Annotated in this window: 12 protein-coding genes, 1 tRNA gene and 1 pseudogene; 12 read left to right on the top strand and 2 right to left on the bottom strand. The window is 47.4% G+C overall.

Translation table 11 applies throughout. The features are described 5' to 3' along the window. Position 1: 1 nt before the first annotated feature. On the bottom strand, positions 2 to 418 hold the full coding sequence (locus BIT28_RS19390) for a universal stress protein (RefSeq protein WP_075766600.1): 417 nt from the start codon (positions 416 to 418) through the stop codon (positions 2 to 4). Between the two features lie 162 nt (positions 419 to 580). Beyond that, positions 581 to 1963, bottom strand: a complete 1383-nt coding sequence (locus BIT28_RS19385; protein WP_075766599.1) for a GntP family permease — start codon at positions 1961 to 1963, stop codon at positions 581 to 583. Positions 1964 to 2407: 444 nt separating this feature from the next. Between BIT28_RS19385 and BIT28_RS19380 the strand changes: the two genes are divergently transcribed. The 12 genes and pseudogenes from BIT28_RS19380 to BIT28_RS19325 all read left to right on the top strand — a co-directional run. Beyond that, a complete protein-coding gene (locus BIT28_RS19380) occupies positions 2408 to 3319 on the top strand; it encodes a LysR family transcriptional regulator (protein WP_075766598.1) in 912 nt (303 codons plus the stop codon). A gap of 223 nt (positions 3320 to 3542) precedes the next feature. After that, positions 3543 to 5135: an acyl CoA:acetate/3-ketoacid CoA transferase gene (locus BIT28_RS19375; RefSeq protein WP_075766597.1), complete on the top strand. Its 1593-nt coding sequence runs from the start codon at positions 3543 to 3545 to the stop codon at positions 5133 to 5135. Between the two features lie 97 nt (positions 5136 to 5232). Beyond that, positions 5233 to 6435: an enoyl-ACP reductase FabV gene (gene fabV / locus BIT28_RS19370; RefSeq protein ID WP_075766596.1), complete on the top strand. Its 1203-nt coding sequence runs from the start codon at positions 5233 to 5235 to the stop codon at positions 6433 to 6435. A gap of 208 nt (positions 6436 to 6643) precedes the next feature. After that, positions 6644 to 7846: an MFS transporter gene (locus BIT28_RS19365; protein WP_075766595.1), complete on the top strand. Its 1203-nt coding sequence runs from the start codon at positions 6644 to 6646 to the stop codon at positions 7844 to 7846. 10 nt (positions 7847 to 7856) lie between these two features. Further along, on the top strand, positions 7857 to 8792 hold the full coding sequence (locus BIT28_RS19360) for an alpha/beta hydrolase (protein WP_075766594.1): 936 nt from the start codon (positions 7857 to 7859) through the stop codon (positions 8790 to 8792). Positions 8793 to 9133: 341 nt separating this feature from the next. Next, entirely contained in the window at positions 9134 to 10435 is a 1302-nt protein-coding gene (locus BIT28_RS19355) for a glycoside hydrolase family 18 protein (protein WP_075766593.1), read from the top strand. Between the two features lie 211 nt (positions 10436 to 10646). Beyond that, positions 10647 to 12035 carry an ATP-dependent RNA helicase DbpA gene (gene dbpA / locus BIT28_RS19350; protein ID WP_075766592.1) on the top strand — a complete coding sequence of 463 codons (1389 nt, stop codon included), beginning with the start codon at positions 10647 to 10649 and terminating at the stop codon, positions 12033 to 12035. Positions 12036 to 12503: 468 nt separating this feature from the next. Continuing rightward, complete coding sequence (locus BIT28_RS30290; protein ID WP_075766591.1) at positions 12504 to 13856, top strand: PhzF family phenazine biosynthesis isomerase; 1353 nt, start codon at positions 12504 to 12506, stop codon at positions 13854 to 13856. A gap of 367 nt (positions 13857 to 14223) precedes the next feature. After that, complete coding sequence (locus BIT28_RS19340; protein WP_075766590.1) at positions 14224 to 15696, top strand: C69 family dipeptidase; 1473 nt, start codon at positions 14224 to 14226, stop codon at positions 15694 to 15696. Between the two features lie 180 nt (positions 15697 to 15876). Further along, positions 15877 to 15967 (top strand) — tRNA-Ser (locus BIT28_RS19335). 88 nt (positions 15968 to 16055) lie between these two features. Next, positions 16056 to 17345 (top strand): tyrosine-type recombinase/integrase, encoded by a 1290-nt coding sequence (locus BIT28_RS19330; RefSeq protein WP_075766589.1) that lies wholly within the window; start codon positions 16056 to 16058, stop codon positions 17343 to 17345. Positions 17346 to 17782: 437 nt separating this feature from the next. Then, a pseudogene (locus BIT28_RS19325) lies at positions 17783 to 18215 on the top strand (hypothetical protein); the annotation flags it as partial.

Below are 18215 nucleotides of genomic sequence, written 5' to 3'. Positions count from 1 at the left end.
ATTAACCACGAACCAGAAACACTGAGATATCCGCGTGGTCTGAGATGTAGTTTCCGTGGTTGGCAAAAATATAGTCGCTGACATTGGGGATATGTGTGGCCATGAGAATAAGGTCTGCGCCAATTTCATCAATGGCGTCAAGGAGCTTCTTGTTGAGGTCGGCAGTAGGGTCGACGCTGAAGATCGGGTGGCTCTCGGCATCAATGTTGTGGAGATCAGATTGTTCCTGAGTGAAAAGTGCGAGCTTGGCTTTGTATTCCTCGGGGTTGCGAGATATCTCCGTCGGAGCGGCCAGTGAAACACCGACAAAAACAACCTTGGAGCCATAAACTTTTGCCAGTTTGGCAACCACATCCAGTGATTTAGTAAGCTGTTCTTCATGCCTTAAGTCGACAGGAACCATAATCTTGCTAAACATAACCACCTCTTTGGCTGATATTGGATCAACATCGATAAGCCTCTTGCAAAGTGTAATGTATACGATGGAATGCGCGAATTTTCTGAGCAATGATGCCAGTCGTTTCGACTGGCATTTTTTGTTGGTGATCTGAGCCTGAACAGTTGTTGCCGTAAGGGCCAGTTAGGTGATCCCGGACATGGCAAGGGCTATGGCTATAGCAACGGCAAAGAGGGGGATGGCGATTGTGCACATAGCGATATCTTTGTAAGACTGTCGGTGTGAAAGGCCCGTTACTGCCAGCAAGGTGATAACCGCCCCGCTGTGGGGTAATGTGTCGAGTCCACCTGCGGCCATAATGGCGATGCGGTGGAAGGCTTCGAGGCTGATCCCGTGCTCTAGTGCCATGGTCTTAAACGACTCCCCGAGTGCTTCCAGTGCCAGAGCTGTTCCGCCTGAAGAAGAGCCGACTACACCGGCCAGTAAGGTGGTGGAGATAGCTACCTTGATAATCGGCGAGATGTCCATTGATACAATGCCAGCCTGCAAAACAGAAAATGCAGCCAGTGCCTTGATAACGCCGCCATAACCGACTTCGGAAGCGGTATTCATAATTGGCAGTAAGGAACCTAGTGCACCTTTTTCCAGTTGTTTTTTGGGGCTGGGGATATAGGCCCGAAACAAAATAAAGCTGGCTACGATAGCAACAGCCAGTGAAATCACTACCGGCCATATTCCGTTGATCTGGCTTTTCCCTAATGCTTTCATGGCTGGAAGGTAGTTGGCGGCAAATTCGATGAAATACCAATTGGTGAGCGCGAAGTTAAGGATAAAGATGAGCAAAATAGGGACAATGGCTAATACAAAGCCCGGTAGTTTGGTATTGTCGTTATATTGGATCTCTTTATCGGCGTCGTGAACCCCATAACCTTCACCGGCTGCATTAAGTTTTCGGGCCCGTCGGGTTAGCCATACTATGCCTAGTGTCATCATGATCACAGAGCTGATAATGCCAAGGAGCGGGGCCGCATAAATTGTTGTCCCGAAGTAGGGGATTGGCATTGTATTGATATATTGCGGCGAGCCGGGTAAGGCTGTCATTGTGAAAGTAAAGGCACCGAGAGCAATCGAGGCAGGCAGCAAGCGCTTGGGCACGTCTGCTTTTTTGTAGATGGAAACGCCAATGGGGTAAATCGCGAAGACGACAACAAATAGGGATACTCCGCCGTATACCAACAGAGCCGTCGCGCAGACAACGGCCAGTATTGCCCTGTCATTACCGAATGTGGCTGAGATGAAGTTGGCAATAGCGGTTGAAGCGCCGGATACGCCCATCACATGACCGAATATTGCACCAACTAGAAAGACCGGAAAATATAGCGCGATAAAACCAGCCATCGCTTTCATTAATATTTCTGTATAGGCGACAATGGCTGGAAAGTCACCGGAAAAAATGGTGGCTAGCATTGCCGTTAGCGGAGCGAGAACTATCACAGACACACCGCGATAGGCCAGCACCATCAATATAATTAATGATGCAAATATACCCAAAATACTTAATGTCATTATTTCCCTCGACATGTTCACGGCAAGAAAAGAAGTCCTTTTCTTGATAGATTGCTTGTTAATCAAATGTGTTCAAAACGTTATGCTAAGCGATAGGAAGGGGATGTTTTACCTTCATTTACGCATTTCAATTATGAGGATTTGGGATAAACCGGTGTCCTTTCTGCTGGGTATTTAAATTTAGGGAATATATAGAAGTGTTTATCGTAAATCTCGAAAAACTATATTGCTTAGAAAGCGGTAATTAAAATGAGTCGTTCGGTGAATATTATTGAGCAAACAAAAGATAATTAGTGATTAGTTTCTTTATAGTGATGTGTATATTTCTTTAGTTTTCATTTTATGCGATCAGAAGTATGAGTTTTGATAACTCTTTGTCGAAATTTAAAATTAATCCGTATATAAAATAGTCTATCCTGTTTGCGCAATAATCACGGTGCCTCTATGTTAGATAAGATTGTCTATTTTCTCTATGTTGTTCGTACTGGCTCGTTCAGTGTAGCTGCTCGCCAGTATGGCATTTCGGCATCAGCTGGCAGTCGCTGGATTATAGAGCTGGAAGATAATATGGGTGTCAGTCTGCTTAAGCGCTCTACCCGCAAGGTTGTGCCTACTCAGGCCGGACTGCGTCTATTTGAGCGCTTTGATAACGTAAATAGTGAAATTGAAGATATTTTTACTGAAATCCAAAATCTGGGAAATGATGATCGCGGAGTGATACGTATTGCGAGCACACCGCTGTTTGCGAAGAACTTTCTGAGTCAAATTGTCGGTGAATATCTGCTCGATCATCCTCATGTTACTTTTCGGGTAATTGAAACCGCATTCGATATGGATCATATTGATGAAATTGATTTTGCCATTCGCGCCATTGCTGTTTATCAGGGGTTTCAGGAAAAAGACAGTCTGCTGGTCAAGCGTTCTTTGCTGCGCTACCCGCTCACTGCGTGTTGTGCGCCCAGTTATATAGAAATGTTTTCTAAGCCTGAAGTGCCTGAAGACTTGAAGCGGCATAATTGCCTGTACGCCTCGACGTTGGTGGGAGGCAACAAATGGGTCTTTGAGCGAGACGGCGAATTTACTACTGTTGATATTGCTCAGACGGTCGAAGTTGAAGATAGTCAGTTTTTAAAAACGGTAGCCTTAACGGGGGGCGGTATTGCCTATCTTCCAGTTACCTTGATCAAGGAAGAGCTTGAGGATGGAAGGTTGGTGCCTGTCCTTGATGATTATATTAATAGTGATTTTGAGTTCAGCTTGTATTTTCGTCCGCGCAAGCAGATGCCCGTCCGTTGTGCAAACTTTAAAGATTATCTGATTAAGCGCGTGCGAGAAATTAGCGAAGAGCCGATGTAACCTCTCCGCTCTGTAAATTGCATCACTATTATTTCGGCCAGCCAGAAAAGTTTGTTATTTAGTTCATATTCGACGCATCAATTAGCCCGATATTGCAATTATCTTTCCGCGTATTGCCTATTTTTTCATTAATTTTGAGACCATACACTTTATCCATTATATCAATGTCGCCTTGCTAAGAGTCGATATTGCTCCCTAGATTCTGTCTCTGAAGGAAAATGCGATGAAGGCAAAAGTGTTATCGGCCCAGCAAGCGGCATCTTTGATCAATGATGGAGATAAAGTGATTTTAGGTGGGTTTATTGGCGCGGTAGTGCCGGAAGCCATTGAGAAGGCGGTTGGGGAGCGCTTTCTGTCTAGTGGACATCCCCGTAGCCTGGAGCTGTATTTTACCGCCGGACAAGGGGATGGCATTGACCGGGCGGTCAATCATTTGTCATATCCCGGGATGGTTAGCATGGCGTGTGGCGGGCATTGGGGCTTGATCCCCCGCTTGCAGAAACTGGCCAACGAGAACCTAATTGCCGGCTATAACTTCCCGCAGGGCGTGATTGCCCAACTGCTTCGTGACTCGGCTGCCGGTAAGCCGGGAACGTTATCCCATGTCGGGTTGGGAACCTATATTGATCCTCGCGGAGGCGGCGGCAAGATCAATGAAGTGACAGGCGATGATCGGGTATCGTTGATCGATATTGATGGACAGGATTATCTTTTTTATAAGCGCATTGATGCCAATGTCGCGCTGCTCAGAGGGACCACGGCAGACGAGAACGGCAATATCACCATGGAAGATGAGTGTCTGTTTCTGGAAAATCTGGCTGCGGCCCAGTTGGTTACCAACATGGGAGGCACGGTGATTGTCCAGGTTAAGAAACTCGTCAAAGTTGGAGAGCTGGATCCGCAGCAGGTACGTATCCCCGGTATTTTTGTGAATGCCGTTGTTGTTGCCGATGACGATAGTCACATGCAGACATTTGCCGAGCCAATGAACCCGGCCTATTGCGGTCGTGGTGAAGTTGTAAGTCGGGTGTCCCGGCCTCGTCCGCTTGACGTAAAAAAAATCATTGCCCGCCGGGCTGCGATGGAGCTGAGTCAGGGGGCCATCCTTAATTACGGTATCGGTGTGCCGGAAGTGATTGCTGCCGTGACCGATGAGGAGGGGATCACCGATCAAATGATTGCAACGGTAGAGCCCGGGGCGATCGGTGGCACACCTGCTGGCGGATTAAGCTTCGGGGCGGCAGCTTTCCCGGAGGCTGTGATCACTCAGGATCAGATGTTTGATTTTTATGATGGCGGTGGGATCGACCAGGCGTTTCTGGGGCTGGCCGAGTGCGACCGAAACGGGGACCTCAATGTTTCCCGCTTCGGGCCGAAAATTGCGGGTTGCGGTGGATTTATCAATATTACCCAGAACGCCAAGCAGGTGTTTTTTTGCGGGACTTTTACTGCCGGAAAGTTGAATGTCAAAACAGGAAATGGTCGGTTGCAGATAGTGCAAGAAGGGCATATTCAAAAATTTATTCGACAGGTGCAGCAGGTTACGTTTGCCGCTGATGTGGCCCGGAAGAATAGCAAAGAAGTAGTGTATATTACCGAGCGGGCCGTTTTCAGACTGGTCGAGCAGGGCCTTGAGCTTGTCGAGATTGCTCCCGGAATCGATTTGGAACGGGATATTCTGGCCCAGATGGCGTTTAGCCCGGTTATCAGCCCTGAGTTGAGGTTAATGGATGAGCGTATCTTTTGCGAGCCACCGATGGGGCTCAGTATAGAAACACTGCGTTTTAATGCGATAAAAGCAGGCTTTGCGGCCTAGTTAAAATTTGAGCAGGTGACATAACGAGTGACCTTGTGGCAAGGTGTAACCACAGTAATGCCCCCGAAAACCGAATTTGTATAGTTAGGAGTAACCCATGATTATTGAACCTGTTGTGAAAGGGGTCGTTGCACGCTCTGCGCACCCGTATGGCTGTCAGCAGGCGATCAGAAACCAGATTAATTACGTCAGCTCGGCAGAGCCGATTGTTGGCGGTCCCAAGAAAGTGCTGGTTCTCGGTGCCTCGTCCGGGTTTGGGTTGGCCTCGCGTATCGCACTGGCGTTCGGCGGCTCGAATGCTGACACTATCGGGGTTTCATTTGAACGTGGGCCAAGCGAGAAGGGGGTCGGAACGGCTGGTTGGTATAATAATATCTTTTTTCGTGAAGAGGCTGAGAAACAAGGTCTTGTTGGCAAGAACTTTGTCGGCGATGCCTTTTCGACGTCGATGAGGCAACAGGTGATTGATTATATCAAGGTGGAGTTTGGCGGCAAGCTTGATTTGGTTGTCTATAGCCTGGCAACGGGAGTGAGACCTGATCCCGAGACGGGCGAAATGTGGCGTTCGTCGATCAAGACGATCGGCGAATCGGTTACCGGCCCGACGATTAATATCGAAACCGACACCATGGAGCCGATGATCATAGATACCGCCACAGAAGAAGAGATTGAAGCTACGAAAAAGGTCATGGGCGGTGAGGACTGGGAAAGCTGGATAGATATCCTGTCGGAAGCCGGCGTACTGGCCGACGGCTGTAAAACCGTTGCCTATTCTTATATTGGGCCTGAAGCAACTTATCCGATATATCATAAAGGGACGCTAGGTAGAGCAAAAACTCACCTTCATGCCACTGGTGATTTACTGAATGACAAACTGGCCCGGATTGGCGGAGAGGCGTATGTCTCGGTTTGTAAGGCATTGGTGACTAAGGCCAGCGTCTTCATCCCGGCGTTTTCACCCTATATTCTGGCACTGTTTAAGGTGATGCAGGATAAGGGGGTGCATGAGGGATGTATTGAACAAATGCAGCGTCTGTATTCACAACGACTCTATGGGCCACATCAGCATGTTCCTGTTGATGAGAAGCGTTTGATCCGTATTGATGATTGGGAGCTGGACGACGATGTACAGCGTCAGGTAAGCCAGTTAATGGCACAGATCACCCCGGAGAACTTTACGACGGTGGGTGACTACCAAAGATACAAAACGGATTTTATGCAGTTGAATGGTTTCTGGCTTGATGGCGTTGATTATCAGGAAAGAGTTAATCTGGAGGCGCTAAAAGCGTTGACGCCATAATTTCAAAAAAGCATGTTATGACAGCCCTGCCTTTGTGCAGGGCTTTTTGTATTGGGTCGAAATATAATATAAAAAACAATTATATAGTTTACATGCCGTACAAGATCACACAATTCATTATTGCGGAATAGGGATAATCCAGCTTTATAAATTCGGTAGTATAAGTCCTGAAAAGAATAATATTTAATGACCTTGGAAGGCGCCGGATATGAACAAAAAACAATTGATTGAATTTGTGATATTCATGACCTATGCACTGTTTGCAATGTCATGGGTAGCGGGTTCGATGATGACAAAAGACATCATGGCCTACTACAACATTGAAGGTATGGCGGCAGCGACCTGGATGACCAACGCGATCACCATCGCTAAAATTATAGGTAACCTGTCGGCAGCCTGGCTGTTGGTAAAAATGGGGCCGAAAAAGGCGTTTGCATTTGCCTCTGTACTGATAGTTGCCGGCGTGGTTGGTGCGTTTGCCTCCAACTATCCGCTGTACGTTTTTTCTCGCCTGGTGATGGGGTTCGGTGGCGCATTTGCTATCGTTTATTTTAATCCTATTGTGATTAATTACTTCTCGGCCGAAGAGCGGCCAATGATTAATGGCATTAATGCTGCGGCATTTAATACTGGCAACCTGCTGGCGCTATTGCTGACAGGCTCGTTGCTGTCGACATTTCAGAGTTGGCAAAATGTGATTGTGTTGATTTCCCTGGCCAGCCTGGCTGTTCTGGTTGTATGGTGGTTCATCAGTGATGATTTCTCGCTGGTTGGCGGCACAGACAACAAGAACGAGCAGCAAACTTATACCCTGAAAGATGGTTTTAAGGAGCCCGTTAACTTCTGGTTACCGATTGCCTATTCTGGCCTGCTGTTTTGTTATATCGCGGTGTTTGCCCTGTTCCCGCTGGTGCCGAGTTTTGCTGCCGAAGCCAAATACCTGTCGTCGATCATGATCGGTGCCGGTATGGTGGGTACAGTGGCGGGAATCATGATCACCAAACGCTATCCGCTGCGTGTTCCCGTGATCCGTTATTGTGGTCTTGCCATGACGCTGTTCGCGGCCCTGATGATCAGCACAGTTAGTGCACCGGTGGCCTATGGCGCAGCCTTTATGGCCGGGTTCTTTATGTTTATGCCGATGACGGCGCTTATTACCCTGCCTCAGGAGCTGCCGGATATGAACCCTGCCCGGATCACGGTGATTTTCGGGATGTTCTGGTCAATTTCTTACATGATTGAAACTGTGCTGATGTACCTTGCGGGCGTGATTGCCGATGTATCGGGTAATATTGCCCTCTCAGCCACGTTTGCCGTGGCCTGTTCGTCGACCTTCTTCCTGGCCAGCTTCTTCTTGCCTGAAACTGGCAAGAAACCCTCGCTCACTCATCACGCAATCAGCAAAGCATAAGGAGCACGCTATGCGCCAAGTTAGCCCGAAACTACAACCGTGGCTTGATAACTTTAACCAGCAGGTAGCTGTATTAATTGAGAATGGATTCAAACCGACAGCAACGAATGCCAGAGAGGGGTTAGCGAACTTAACCCGCGCCCTGATTACCGACATCCCCAATGTTTCCTGGATACAAGATGATTTGGTATTGAGTGAGCACTATTCAGTTCCTGTTCGAATCTATCATCCTGCTCCCGAGCAGGCGTTGCCGGTACTGGTTTATTATCATGGTGGCGGCCATATGGGGGGGAGTGTCACGGTATATGATCCGATTTGTCGTAAGCTGGCCAACGCTACCGGGCATATTGTTGTTTCGGTTGATTACCGTTTGGCTCCCGAGTGCCCTTATCCGGCCGGTGTCAACGATGCCTATGGTGTCGTTAAAAATCTTTGGGCAACGCTGGATGAGCGTGCACTTAACTACCGGCGTGATTTGTCGGTTGCCGGTGACTCGGCAGGTGGTGCCCTGGTCGCGACGGTTAGCGGGCAGGCACAGTATGATGATGATGTCGTGATCCGCAAACAGGTGATGATTTATCCCAGCCTGGACTACACCATGGATTCAGGCTCGATGGAGCAAAATGCAACGGGGTATTTACTGCAAAAAGGCAAAATCGCCTGGTACTTCGACAGCTATTTTCAACATGGTGAAGACCGACGGGAGACTTCCCCCCTATACGGACGCTTTACGTTGAAGCTGCCAGAGACCTTACTGTTTACGGCTGAGTTTTGTCCGTTACGTGATGAAGGAATAAGTTACTGCGAGAAAGTCAGTGCCGAAGGGGGGAAGGTAGAGCATGTTCACTTCGATGACATGATTCATACGTTTTTGAATATGGAAGATCTGGTCAAAGAAGAGTGTGAGCAGGTGTATCAGCAGATAGCCAGATTCTTGAACGAGTAACGGTATTTCCTAAACCGGTTGGTATCTACAAGCCTCTATTTTTGATTAGCTACGGCTAACAAGAATGGAGGCTTTTTCATTTAAAGAGCAGCATCGCCAAGTTTGTGTTCGTGGAGGCCGTATGACTTTTTCGCAGCGTGATACAGCGAACAACAAGGTATTCATGAAGTGACTCGAAAATCAGCCAATCAGTTTTAATAACTTTCTGATTAGTTAATATTTTTCGCAAATGATAGAGGGTGAATTTGATAAAAACCAAGTGGCCGGGTGGTCTTAGCAATGCCCGCACCTTGTAATGTTTTTACGTTTTTTCCCTTTATTGACGTGAATAAGGAGTGTTTATGAAAAGGACACTATGCGGGCTGCTGGCCTGTAGTCTCTGGGCTGTTCCTGCCGCTGCCGAACAACCTGTGGTAGCGGGTTATTTTGCTGACTGGCAGTACGATAACGAGGCTAATCCGTACACGGTGGATGATATCCCTGCGGATAAGTTAACCCATGTGATTTACGCTTTTTTGAGTATGTGCGGTCCGCATGATGGGGCGAGTGAAAAAGTACAGAAACAGGTTGCCGGAGCTTGCCAGGGGCAGGCTCCCTTTACGGCGGTTGTGGTCGATCAGAAAGCGGCACTGGAGATTGATTTTGGCGAGGTAAGTACCGGTGTCCCTTACAAAGGACATTTTGCTCAGCTCACTGAACTGAAAAAGCAGTACCCGGATTTGAAAATTCTGCCATCGTTCGGTGGCTGGACAATGTCAGAAGCCTTTCATGCGATGGCGAAAGATACCGCCCACATTGATCACTTTGCCAAAACAGCGGTGGAGCTGATTGCCAAGTATGATTTCTTTGATGGGATAGATCTTGATTGGGAGTATCCGGGGGGCGGTGGCCTGACAACCTCGCCATGGAATCCTGATACCAAGCTGAGTGCCGAGGAGCAGGCTGCTGAGCGCGAGGCCTTCTCTTACCTGGTCAAAACGCTGCGTATAGAGCTGAACAAACTGGCGGCCAAAACTGATCGTTATTATGAGTTGTCGTCCGCCATTGGTGTTGGTAACAAGGCTGCCCAGATCGACTGGAAATCAGCCGCTCCTTACATGGATAACATGTTTGCGATGACCTACGACTTCCTTGGTGGCTGGGGGGCGCAAACTGGTCACCTGACCAACCTTCATGCAACCAAACGTAGCTGGTGGGGACAAGGTGCGGATGTTTTTATCGAGCAGATGATTGAGCTTGGTGTACCGGCTGAGAAACTGGTGCTGGGCGCAGCGTATTACGGGCGAGGTTGGGAAGGAACGGAAGGCTTTGACGGTAAGCTGCCGACCAGCAACCTGGTGTCAGAGAAAGGAGCATCCTTCGGTACCGATATCGAGGAGCCGGGCTACTTTATGTACTGGGATCTGAAACGTAACTATACCGCCGAGCAAGGCTATCAGTACGGTTATGATGAAGCCTCTGAAGCGCCATTCCTGTGGAATCCGAAGAAGCAGGTTTATATCTCGTTTGAGGATAAGCGTTCGGTGAAAGCCAAAACCGAGTGGGCCAAGGAAAAAGGGCTGGCCGGTATGTTTACCTGGGAATTGTCAGGTGATGTCGATGGTGAAATGACGGAAGTGATGTACCAGACTCTTAACGACTAACAACTACAATACGTCGCGTATTAGCAGCATGACCAAACACCAAGGTTCAGATATGACATTACAATGTCTTCTTGCCTTGGTGTTTTCTTTATCCCAGTAAATTGTTTCTTTTGCCGCCAAAGGCTGGTAGTGTCGCAGCCCTTAAAACGGCGTCTTGTACGCTAACGGTTTACTGCTGCCAGACGTTCCAGCATCACATAGGATATATCCCTTGAGCCAGACTGCTTTTTCAACCCTGAATCTGAAACCAGAATTACTTTCAAACCTGTCTTCGCTTGGCTATGAAGCGATGACGCCAATTCAGGCGCAGAGTCTGCCGTATATTCTTGCGGGTAAGGATGTGATTGCGCAGGGAAAAACTGGCTCGGGCAAAACGGCAGCGTTTGGCTTGGGACTGCTTGACCATTTGAATGTAAAACGCTTTCGTGTTCAGTCACTGGTACTGTGCCCGACACGGGAGCTGGCAGATCAGGTAGCCAAAGAGATCCGCAAATTGGCCCGTGCGATTCATAATATCAAGGTGCTGACCCTGTGTGGCGGTATGCCGTTTGGCCCGCAAATTGGTTCGCTGGAGCACGGCGCGCACATTATTGTCGGCACACCTGGACGAGTGGAAGAGCATGTTCGTAAAGGTAACCTGAATCTTGATGATCTGAACATGCTGATCCTTGATGAAGCCGACCGCATGCTAGAAATGGGCTTCCAGGATGCCCTCGATGAGATTATCGATGCTGCACCAGAGCGTCGTCAAACATTGTTGTTCAGTGCAACGTATCCAAAGCAGATCGAGTCGATTGCCAAGCGCATTATGTATAAGCCGGTGATGGCAAAGGTGGAATCAACCCATGATAACAGCAGTATCCAGCAGCACTTCTATAAGGTAGACAGCAACGAAGACAGAATGACAGGTCTTCGTCTACTGCTGTCTCAGCACCGTCCGGAGTCGGCGGTAGTGTTCTGTAATACCAAGCGTGAAGCGCAGGAAGTGGCTGATGACCTGGAACATTATGGCTTTAGTGCTATTGCCCTGCATGGGGATCTTGAGCAGCGCGAGCGCGATCAGACTCTGGTGCGTTTTGCCAACAAGAGTGCCTCCGTGCTGGTGGCAACAGACGTGGCAGCCCGTGGACTGGATATCGACGCGCTGGATGCCGTGATCAACTACCATGTTGCCCGTGATACCGAAGTGCACGTACACCGTATTGGCCGTACGGGCCGTGCTGGCAGCAAGGGAATTGCCTGCTCGTTCTTTAGCGACAAAGAGCATTACAAGATTGCCTTGCTGGAAGATTATCTGGACAAGACGATTGAAGGTGAGGAGTTGCCTCCGCTGCACCTGCTCGATCAACCCACTCACCGTCCGGCAATGGTTACCCTGCAAATTGGCGGCGGCAAGAAGCAGAAAGTCCGTCCGGGTGATATTCTGGGTGCGCTGACCGGTGACAATGGCATTGCCGGTAACCAAGTGGGCAAAATCAATGTATTTGATATGTGTGCCTATGTTGCCGTGAATCGCGAAGTGGCTCGCGTCGCATTGAAAAAACTGGAAAACGGCAAAATGAAAGGCCGTTCATTCCGGGTACGCCAGATCCGCGCCTAACGCTAAGAAGTAGCGCTAGACAACACGTAGAAAGCCCGCCTTGGCTATCCTGGGCGGGCTTTTTTTTACGGACGATATTACTTTGGAGCGTTTAACGTTGCTTTCTGGTTTTGCTGTCACAAAATCCCTGGTGGATATCCGAGAGTCAGATAGTGTAGCGTTGTTTGAACAGCAACGTATTATGATGTTGGTCGAGAAAGTTATTAATTTCTGATTAATTAATCAGTTTGCGCAGTATGCTGAGGGGAGATTGTGACAGTTCAATAACAGTTTGTGTGATCATTGAGTGGAAGAATTGGTATGGGTGCTATTGAGTCCCTGATGAAGTAGCACGCCAAAGTGGTTTTATTTTTGCTGCAGCTGAGGCAGGATAAGTGGATATACCCAAGCTCCCTTACGATGCAGGGCTTAGAGGTAGCTTGGGTATAACTAGAAAAACTACAGCCATGTAAGGTAGAGGGTAAAGATTTGGAAAGAGATGTATATCTTGTTGACTCGTTTACTTTCAACGGAAAGGGCGGAAATCCGGCGGGTGTAGTATTCGACACGGAAGGGTTGACCGAGTTACAGATGCAGCGAATAGCGGCGCAGGTTGGCTATTCGGAAACAGCGTTTGTCTTGCCAGATCCTGAGTGTGACTTTCATGTGCGCTTTTTTACTCCGACCTCGGAAGTTGACTATTGCGGTCATGCAACGCTGGCCACGTTTTCGGAACTGTTCGGCCAAGGCAAGATTGAGGCGGGGCAGTATAGTCAGCGGACCAAAGCTGGCATATTGGATGTTGTTGTTTCTCAAGACGGCCATATCGAAATGGAACAGCAACTACCTGTATTTGGCGGTGAACTGGATGTGTTTGAGGTTGCTGAAGCATTGGGCGTTCCTGCTGAAGTGATCACCAACACCGGGCTGCCGGTTGAAGTGATTTCCACCGGGCTGGCTGATGCGATTATTCCTGTGATGCCGGGAACGCTGAATGATATTGCCCCTGATAATGACATGCTGGCAGATTACTGCCGTGATAAACAGCTGGTGGGTGTTCATCTTTTCGAATTAAGCTCCTGGTCTGATTTTACTGCCCGGTGTCGAAACTTTGCTCCGCTGTTCGGGATCCCCGAAGAATCTGCAACAGGCAGCGCCAGTGGCGCATTGGCCTGTTATCTTGCCCAGCACCGTCCGTTCCTGGGGTATCAGTATGAATTCGAGCAAGGTCGCAAGATGAAGCGCACCTCGTTAATATCGGCATCGATCCAGCAAAAAGGTGGCACTATTCAGGCTGTTAAAGTGGGTGGGTATGCCAAGCATAAAGGGACTCAACGTGTAAGCCTTGCCAGTGGACTAACACTTAGAAAGATGGAAGAGAATGATCGCCGTCTTTTGTGTGAACTGGCGGTTTCCGATCATCAGTCTGACTTTGTTTTGCCGATTTCGGATACGCTTAAGAACAAGGCGCCAAATGAAGATTTTCATGTTATATGTCTTGGCGATAACGAGGCTGATAGCACTATCCTCGGCTTCTTTATTCTTGATCACTCTTTTGCAAACCACCCTGAGTTTAGCCAATTTGGTGAGTTGGGCTTGCGGGCATATTTCATTGATGTCCGTCATCAGGGGAAAGGCTTTGGGCGTCAGTCATGCCAGCTGATGGGGGATTATGTGGCCGCTCATTACCCTTCGGTTTCAAATCTAGTTCTGACTGTGAATCAACGCAATACGCCAGCTCGGGCACTCTATCTTTCTTGCGGTTTTCTGGATTCTGAATCACTGTATCTGGGCGGGCCGGCAGGGCCTCAGCATATCATGTATCTTCCTCTGGCAGCCTGAGCAACCAGGTAAGCTTTACACTGTAAACTGGCGGTTTATTACTCTCTTAAACCGCCAGATGAACTTCCGTTATAACTCTCTTCTTTTTCGATAATGCCCTTTATTCTTCCGGTTGGGCGCTATGTCTATCGTGTTTATACTGGCCTTAATGCATAAGAGTTGCGTGTCGAGGTTTCGTCTGCTCTCACTTTTATTATTCCGATCTTTATATTTTTAATAGCGTGATCGGCTAAACAATAAACAAAAGGCCAGAGATATACACTGCTTTGGTGGTATTTATTGACATAATTAGCATAAAAGGGATAAATATCATTCCATAAGTGAATATATATTCATCTTGAGACTCGTTCCTACATGGAGATGTACGATGAAAAAAATGTCTGTGACTCTGTTATCCGCTGCCGTTTTATCTGCGCTCAGCTTTAGTGCCAGCGCGTGTACTGGCCTTATCGTGGGCAAGGGGGCATCTGTTGATGGCAGCATCATGATTGCCCGTAACGAAGATTTTGGTATCAACAACTGGAATAAATATTTAGCTTATCGCCCGGCACAGGACAATGAAGCCGGTGACTGGACGTTAGGAAATGGTCTGACTGTGCCAATGCCTGCGAAATTCTATGGCTACTCTGCCATTCCTGATTGGGACGCCAACACGGTCGATGGTGACGGAAAGTTTTATGAAGAGCGCGGGATAAACGAATATAACGTTGCGATTTCAGCAACGACAAGTGCCGAGGTGAACGACAAGGCGCAAGCGGCCGATCCTTTAGTTGAAAAAGGTATCATCGAAGCCATTATACCGACGCTTATCCTGCCGCAGGTGAAAACGGCGAAGGAAGGGGTTGAGCTGTTAGGAAAATACATCGAACAGTATGGTGCCGGTGAAGGCAACAGCCTGTATATCGCTGATGTTGACGAGGCATGGCTGGTTGAGGTTGGCTCAGGGCACCACTGGATTGCGGTCAAAGTACCGGATGACAGCTACGCGATGATTGCCAACGGCTTACGTATCCATGGTGTTGATCTTGCCAGCGAGGATGTGCTGCATTCTGCCGGTCTTGTCGAGTTCGTCGAAGAGCATCAACTGCTTGAACAGGCTGACACGGCATCCTTTAACTTTGCCAAGGCCTTTGGGGTAACCGGGGATGTGTATAACATCGACCGTGAGTGGCTGGGACAAAATATGCTATCGGCATCAAATGAGCAGCCAACCCGCCAGGATCAGTATCCGTTGTTTATGAAGCCGGATCAGAAGATCTCTGTTCAGGATGTGGCGAATGTGCTTGGTGCTACCTACAAAGGCACTCAACTAGAAGCGAATGGCGAGCGTCCGATGCGCGTCGAGCGCCAGCTGGAATCGCATATTATCCAGCTACGCCAAGACATGCCGAAGGAGCTACAAGGCTTGATTTGGCAGAGTTTTGGGGTATTACCTGAGTCGGTACTTGTTCCGTTGTATTCCAGCCTGCAGGATTACCCGACACCGTATCAGACAGGAAGTGATACCTACTCGGATCAGTCGGCTTACTGGCAGTTCCGTAGCCTGACAGCGTTAGCCTCTGCGGCACCAGATAAGTACCTACCGATGCTCAAAGCTACCTGGGACAAGGAAGAAACGAAGCTGTACCAGCAGGTGAGCAGTTTGGATATGACGCTGAAATCTTTGTACCAATCAGATAAGCAAGCAGCACTGAATATGGCGTCTGACTATTCTTACGGCCAGTTGCAGCGTACCTTGACGATGGCGACAGAAATTCGCTACAAGATGATGACAGATCTGACCAAGAGTACCGAGAAGAAATACTCAGAAGAAGAATTCAAAAAGATCATGAGTTTGTAATAAAGATCTGGCTATTACAAGGCCCTCAGTGAGGTATTCACTGAGGGCTTTTTTCTGTCTTTTTTACTGTGGCAGAGTGAGTTTTGTGCACGCAAAGGAATGGTTGATCAAAAGGTGTGCGGTTGGTTGATTGAAGGGTTTACACAACCCAAAAGCTACCGTATCATTCGCCGCACTTACGGAGAGATGGCTGAGTGGTTGAAAGCACCGGTCTTGAAAACCGGCATACGTTTGTAGCGTATCTAGGGTTCAAATCCCTATCTCTCCGCCACTTTCAAAAATGAAAAAAGCCGTTGATTATCAACGGCTTTTTTCATATCTGAAGGGTGCAAAGTCAAACCACAGGGTTGACTGAGACAATGTACCTATTCAAGACCGCTAATCATAACTACTACACACGTATCTGCTTACCAAAAAAATTTCGAGATCTTGGTTTCCCATTTGATCTGAAAATTTCCTTACTCACCAAAAATCGCCAACTTGCTTCTTTCCGTAATCTTACTGTTGCCATTGAGCTCAAACAGCTTATCGAGAGCATTACCCCACAAACACATCCCGCAGACTTCAAAATAGCGGCCAATGAGCTTATCAATACTCTCAGAAGCACGTTTATCGAAGGGCTTGATGTTACATCTACTATCGTGACACCAGTCCGCCCTACAAGTTCAGAATGCTCACCTGAGCCCACAGTGTCTAAGCGATGCCCTATCGTCCCATTAAAAGATGCTCTGGCATCTTTTGTTGAGTCTAAACAGTTGCAAGAAGTAAGACCGTTAACCATCCAACAGCTAGAAGCTCGTATTAAATGTTTCATTGAAAGTACTCCCATTAATGGTGCTGCTGAAGTCACTACAGCACACGCTTTGACTTATCGTGATGAACTTCTGAAAGCTGGGCGAAGCGTAAAAACAAATAAAGAGTACCTCGCGGCATGCTCGCAGTTCTTTAAATACTTAAAGTTGATGAATTACACGCAAATCAATCCCTTCGAAGACGTAAAAATTCAAAAGAAAGCAAATAAACGTATTGATGAACAAAGAGCCAGATGGTCACTAACCGACATGAAGCGTTTTTTTCAATCACCCCATTTCGTGGAAAAAGATGAAGAGTTTCAGTGGATTTCGAAAATCTTACCCTTATCGGGACTGCGTCCTGCGGAGGCTTGTCAGCTTCAAATTACAGATATCAGACAAAAGAATGGTATTGATTACTTTTCGATTTCAGTCGATGAAGAAGGCAAGTATGTGAAAAATGCCAACAGTATCCGTGAGGTTCCAATTCATCATGTATTGATAGACAAAGGCTTTCTTGATTATGTCGAGAAAGTTAGAGCTATGGGGCGCAAACAGTTATTCAGTTACAAGCCACAAAATCAATTTGATGATTGGTCAAAGTCTTACTGTAGCAAAATTGGCAAGTATCAAACTGCTATAGGCATGAAAGCGGGTCAAAGGCCGACGGCGTATGGTTTTCGCCATACCTTTATTGATGAGCTTAAACAGCAAAATGTTCCTGAGCACGTAACAGCCCAAATCGTTGGGCATGCCAACCACAGCATGACTTATGGTCGTTATGGTAAACGGCTACCAATTGAAACGTTAGCCGAGGTAGTAAACCAAATAGACTATATGCCCTTACACTGGAAATAGTAGCTCGCACAAAGCGAGTAACTCCAAGGGGCGTTGCTCGCCTTCACAGAGATAAATGAATTACTTTTTCTAATGTCGATTTTGGTTGGTTAATCGAAAAAGTTTGCTATAAATAAGAAGTGATGAAAATCTATTTAATAACAGTCACTTAATCTTTATTTGAGTTATAAATACACACTTTTTCATAGGAAAAAGTGTGTGAGGCTGTCACTTATTCATGGCAAAAAGTGTAGTTTTTCAATTGACAAAAAAGTGGTTACATTACTTCAAGTTATGCAAGTTATCGCTTTTCATTACCCGTAGGCTACTATCGAAAGCTCAAAATTAATAACTGGTTGATAACTAGGGAAATGCTGAAAAAATTATAATAACTAGCTGATATTATTAGTACTTTCAGGTGTGACTTCTGCTTTTTCTGCTTGTAAGCTGTATGCAAAATGAAGAGCAGCAGTAAGCTGCCTAAGCGAAAACAGTTGAAATTAAACAATCAGGACACCCTTAATCTATTCATTGAAAAATATGAAGAGCAACGTAAATCTATCTGTGCTCCTTCTACTCACATTGCAGAGAAAAGCAAAGCGTCTAAGCTGAAGAAACTCTTTCGTCGACGCGCGATTCAAGACATCAACCACAGTGACATCCATGATGCCATTGGTAAGCTGCATAAACGCTATAAGAACAAAACCATCAATGAGTTCCTGACCATTCTTCGAGCAGTGTTCAGTCGAGCTCAACGCGACGGCTTAATAACGCTTAATCCCATGGATGGCATTGAAAGCATGAAAGTAGTTGCATATTCCGGAGTATTGCGACCCCTGATTCCGGGATTATCCGATCGCTCATTCCGGTTTAAACCGATCACCGATTCCG

Source organism: Photobacterium proteolyticum, from assembly GCF_001939735.1.
In the GTDB taxonomy this organism is placed as follows: domain Bacteria; phylum Pseudomonadota; class Gammaproteobacteria; order Enterobacterales; family Vibrionaceae; genus Photobacterium; species Photobacterium proteolyticum.
The sequence above is the reverse complement of the archived record's forward strand: the minus strand, read 5'-3'. Positions and strand labels throughout refer to the sequence as shown.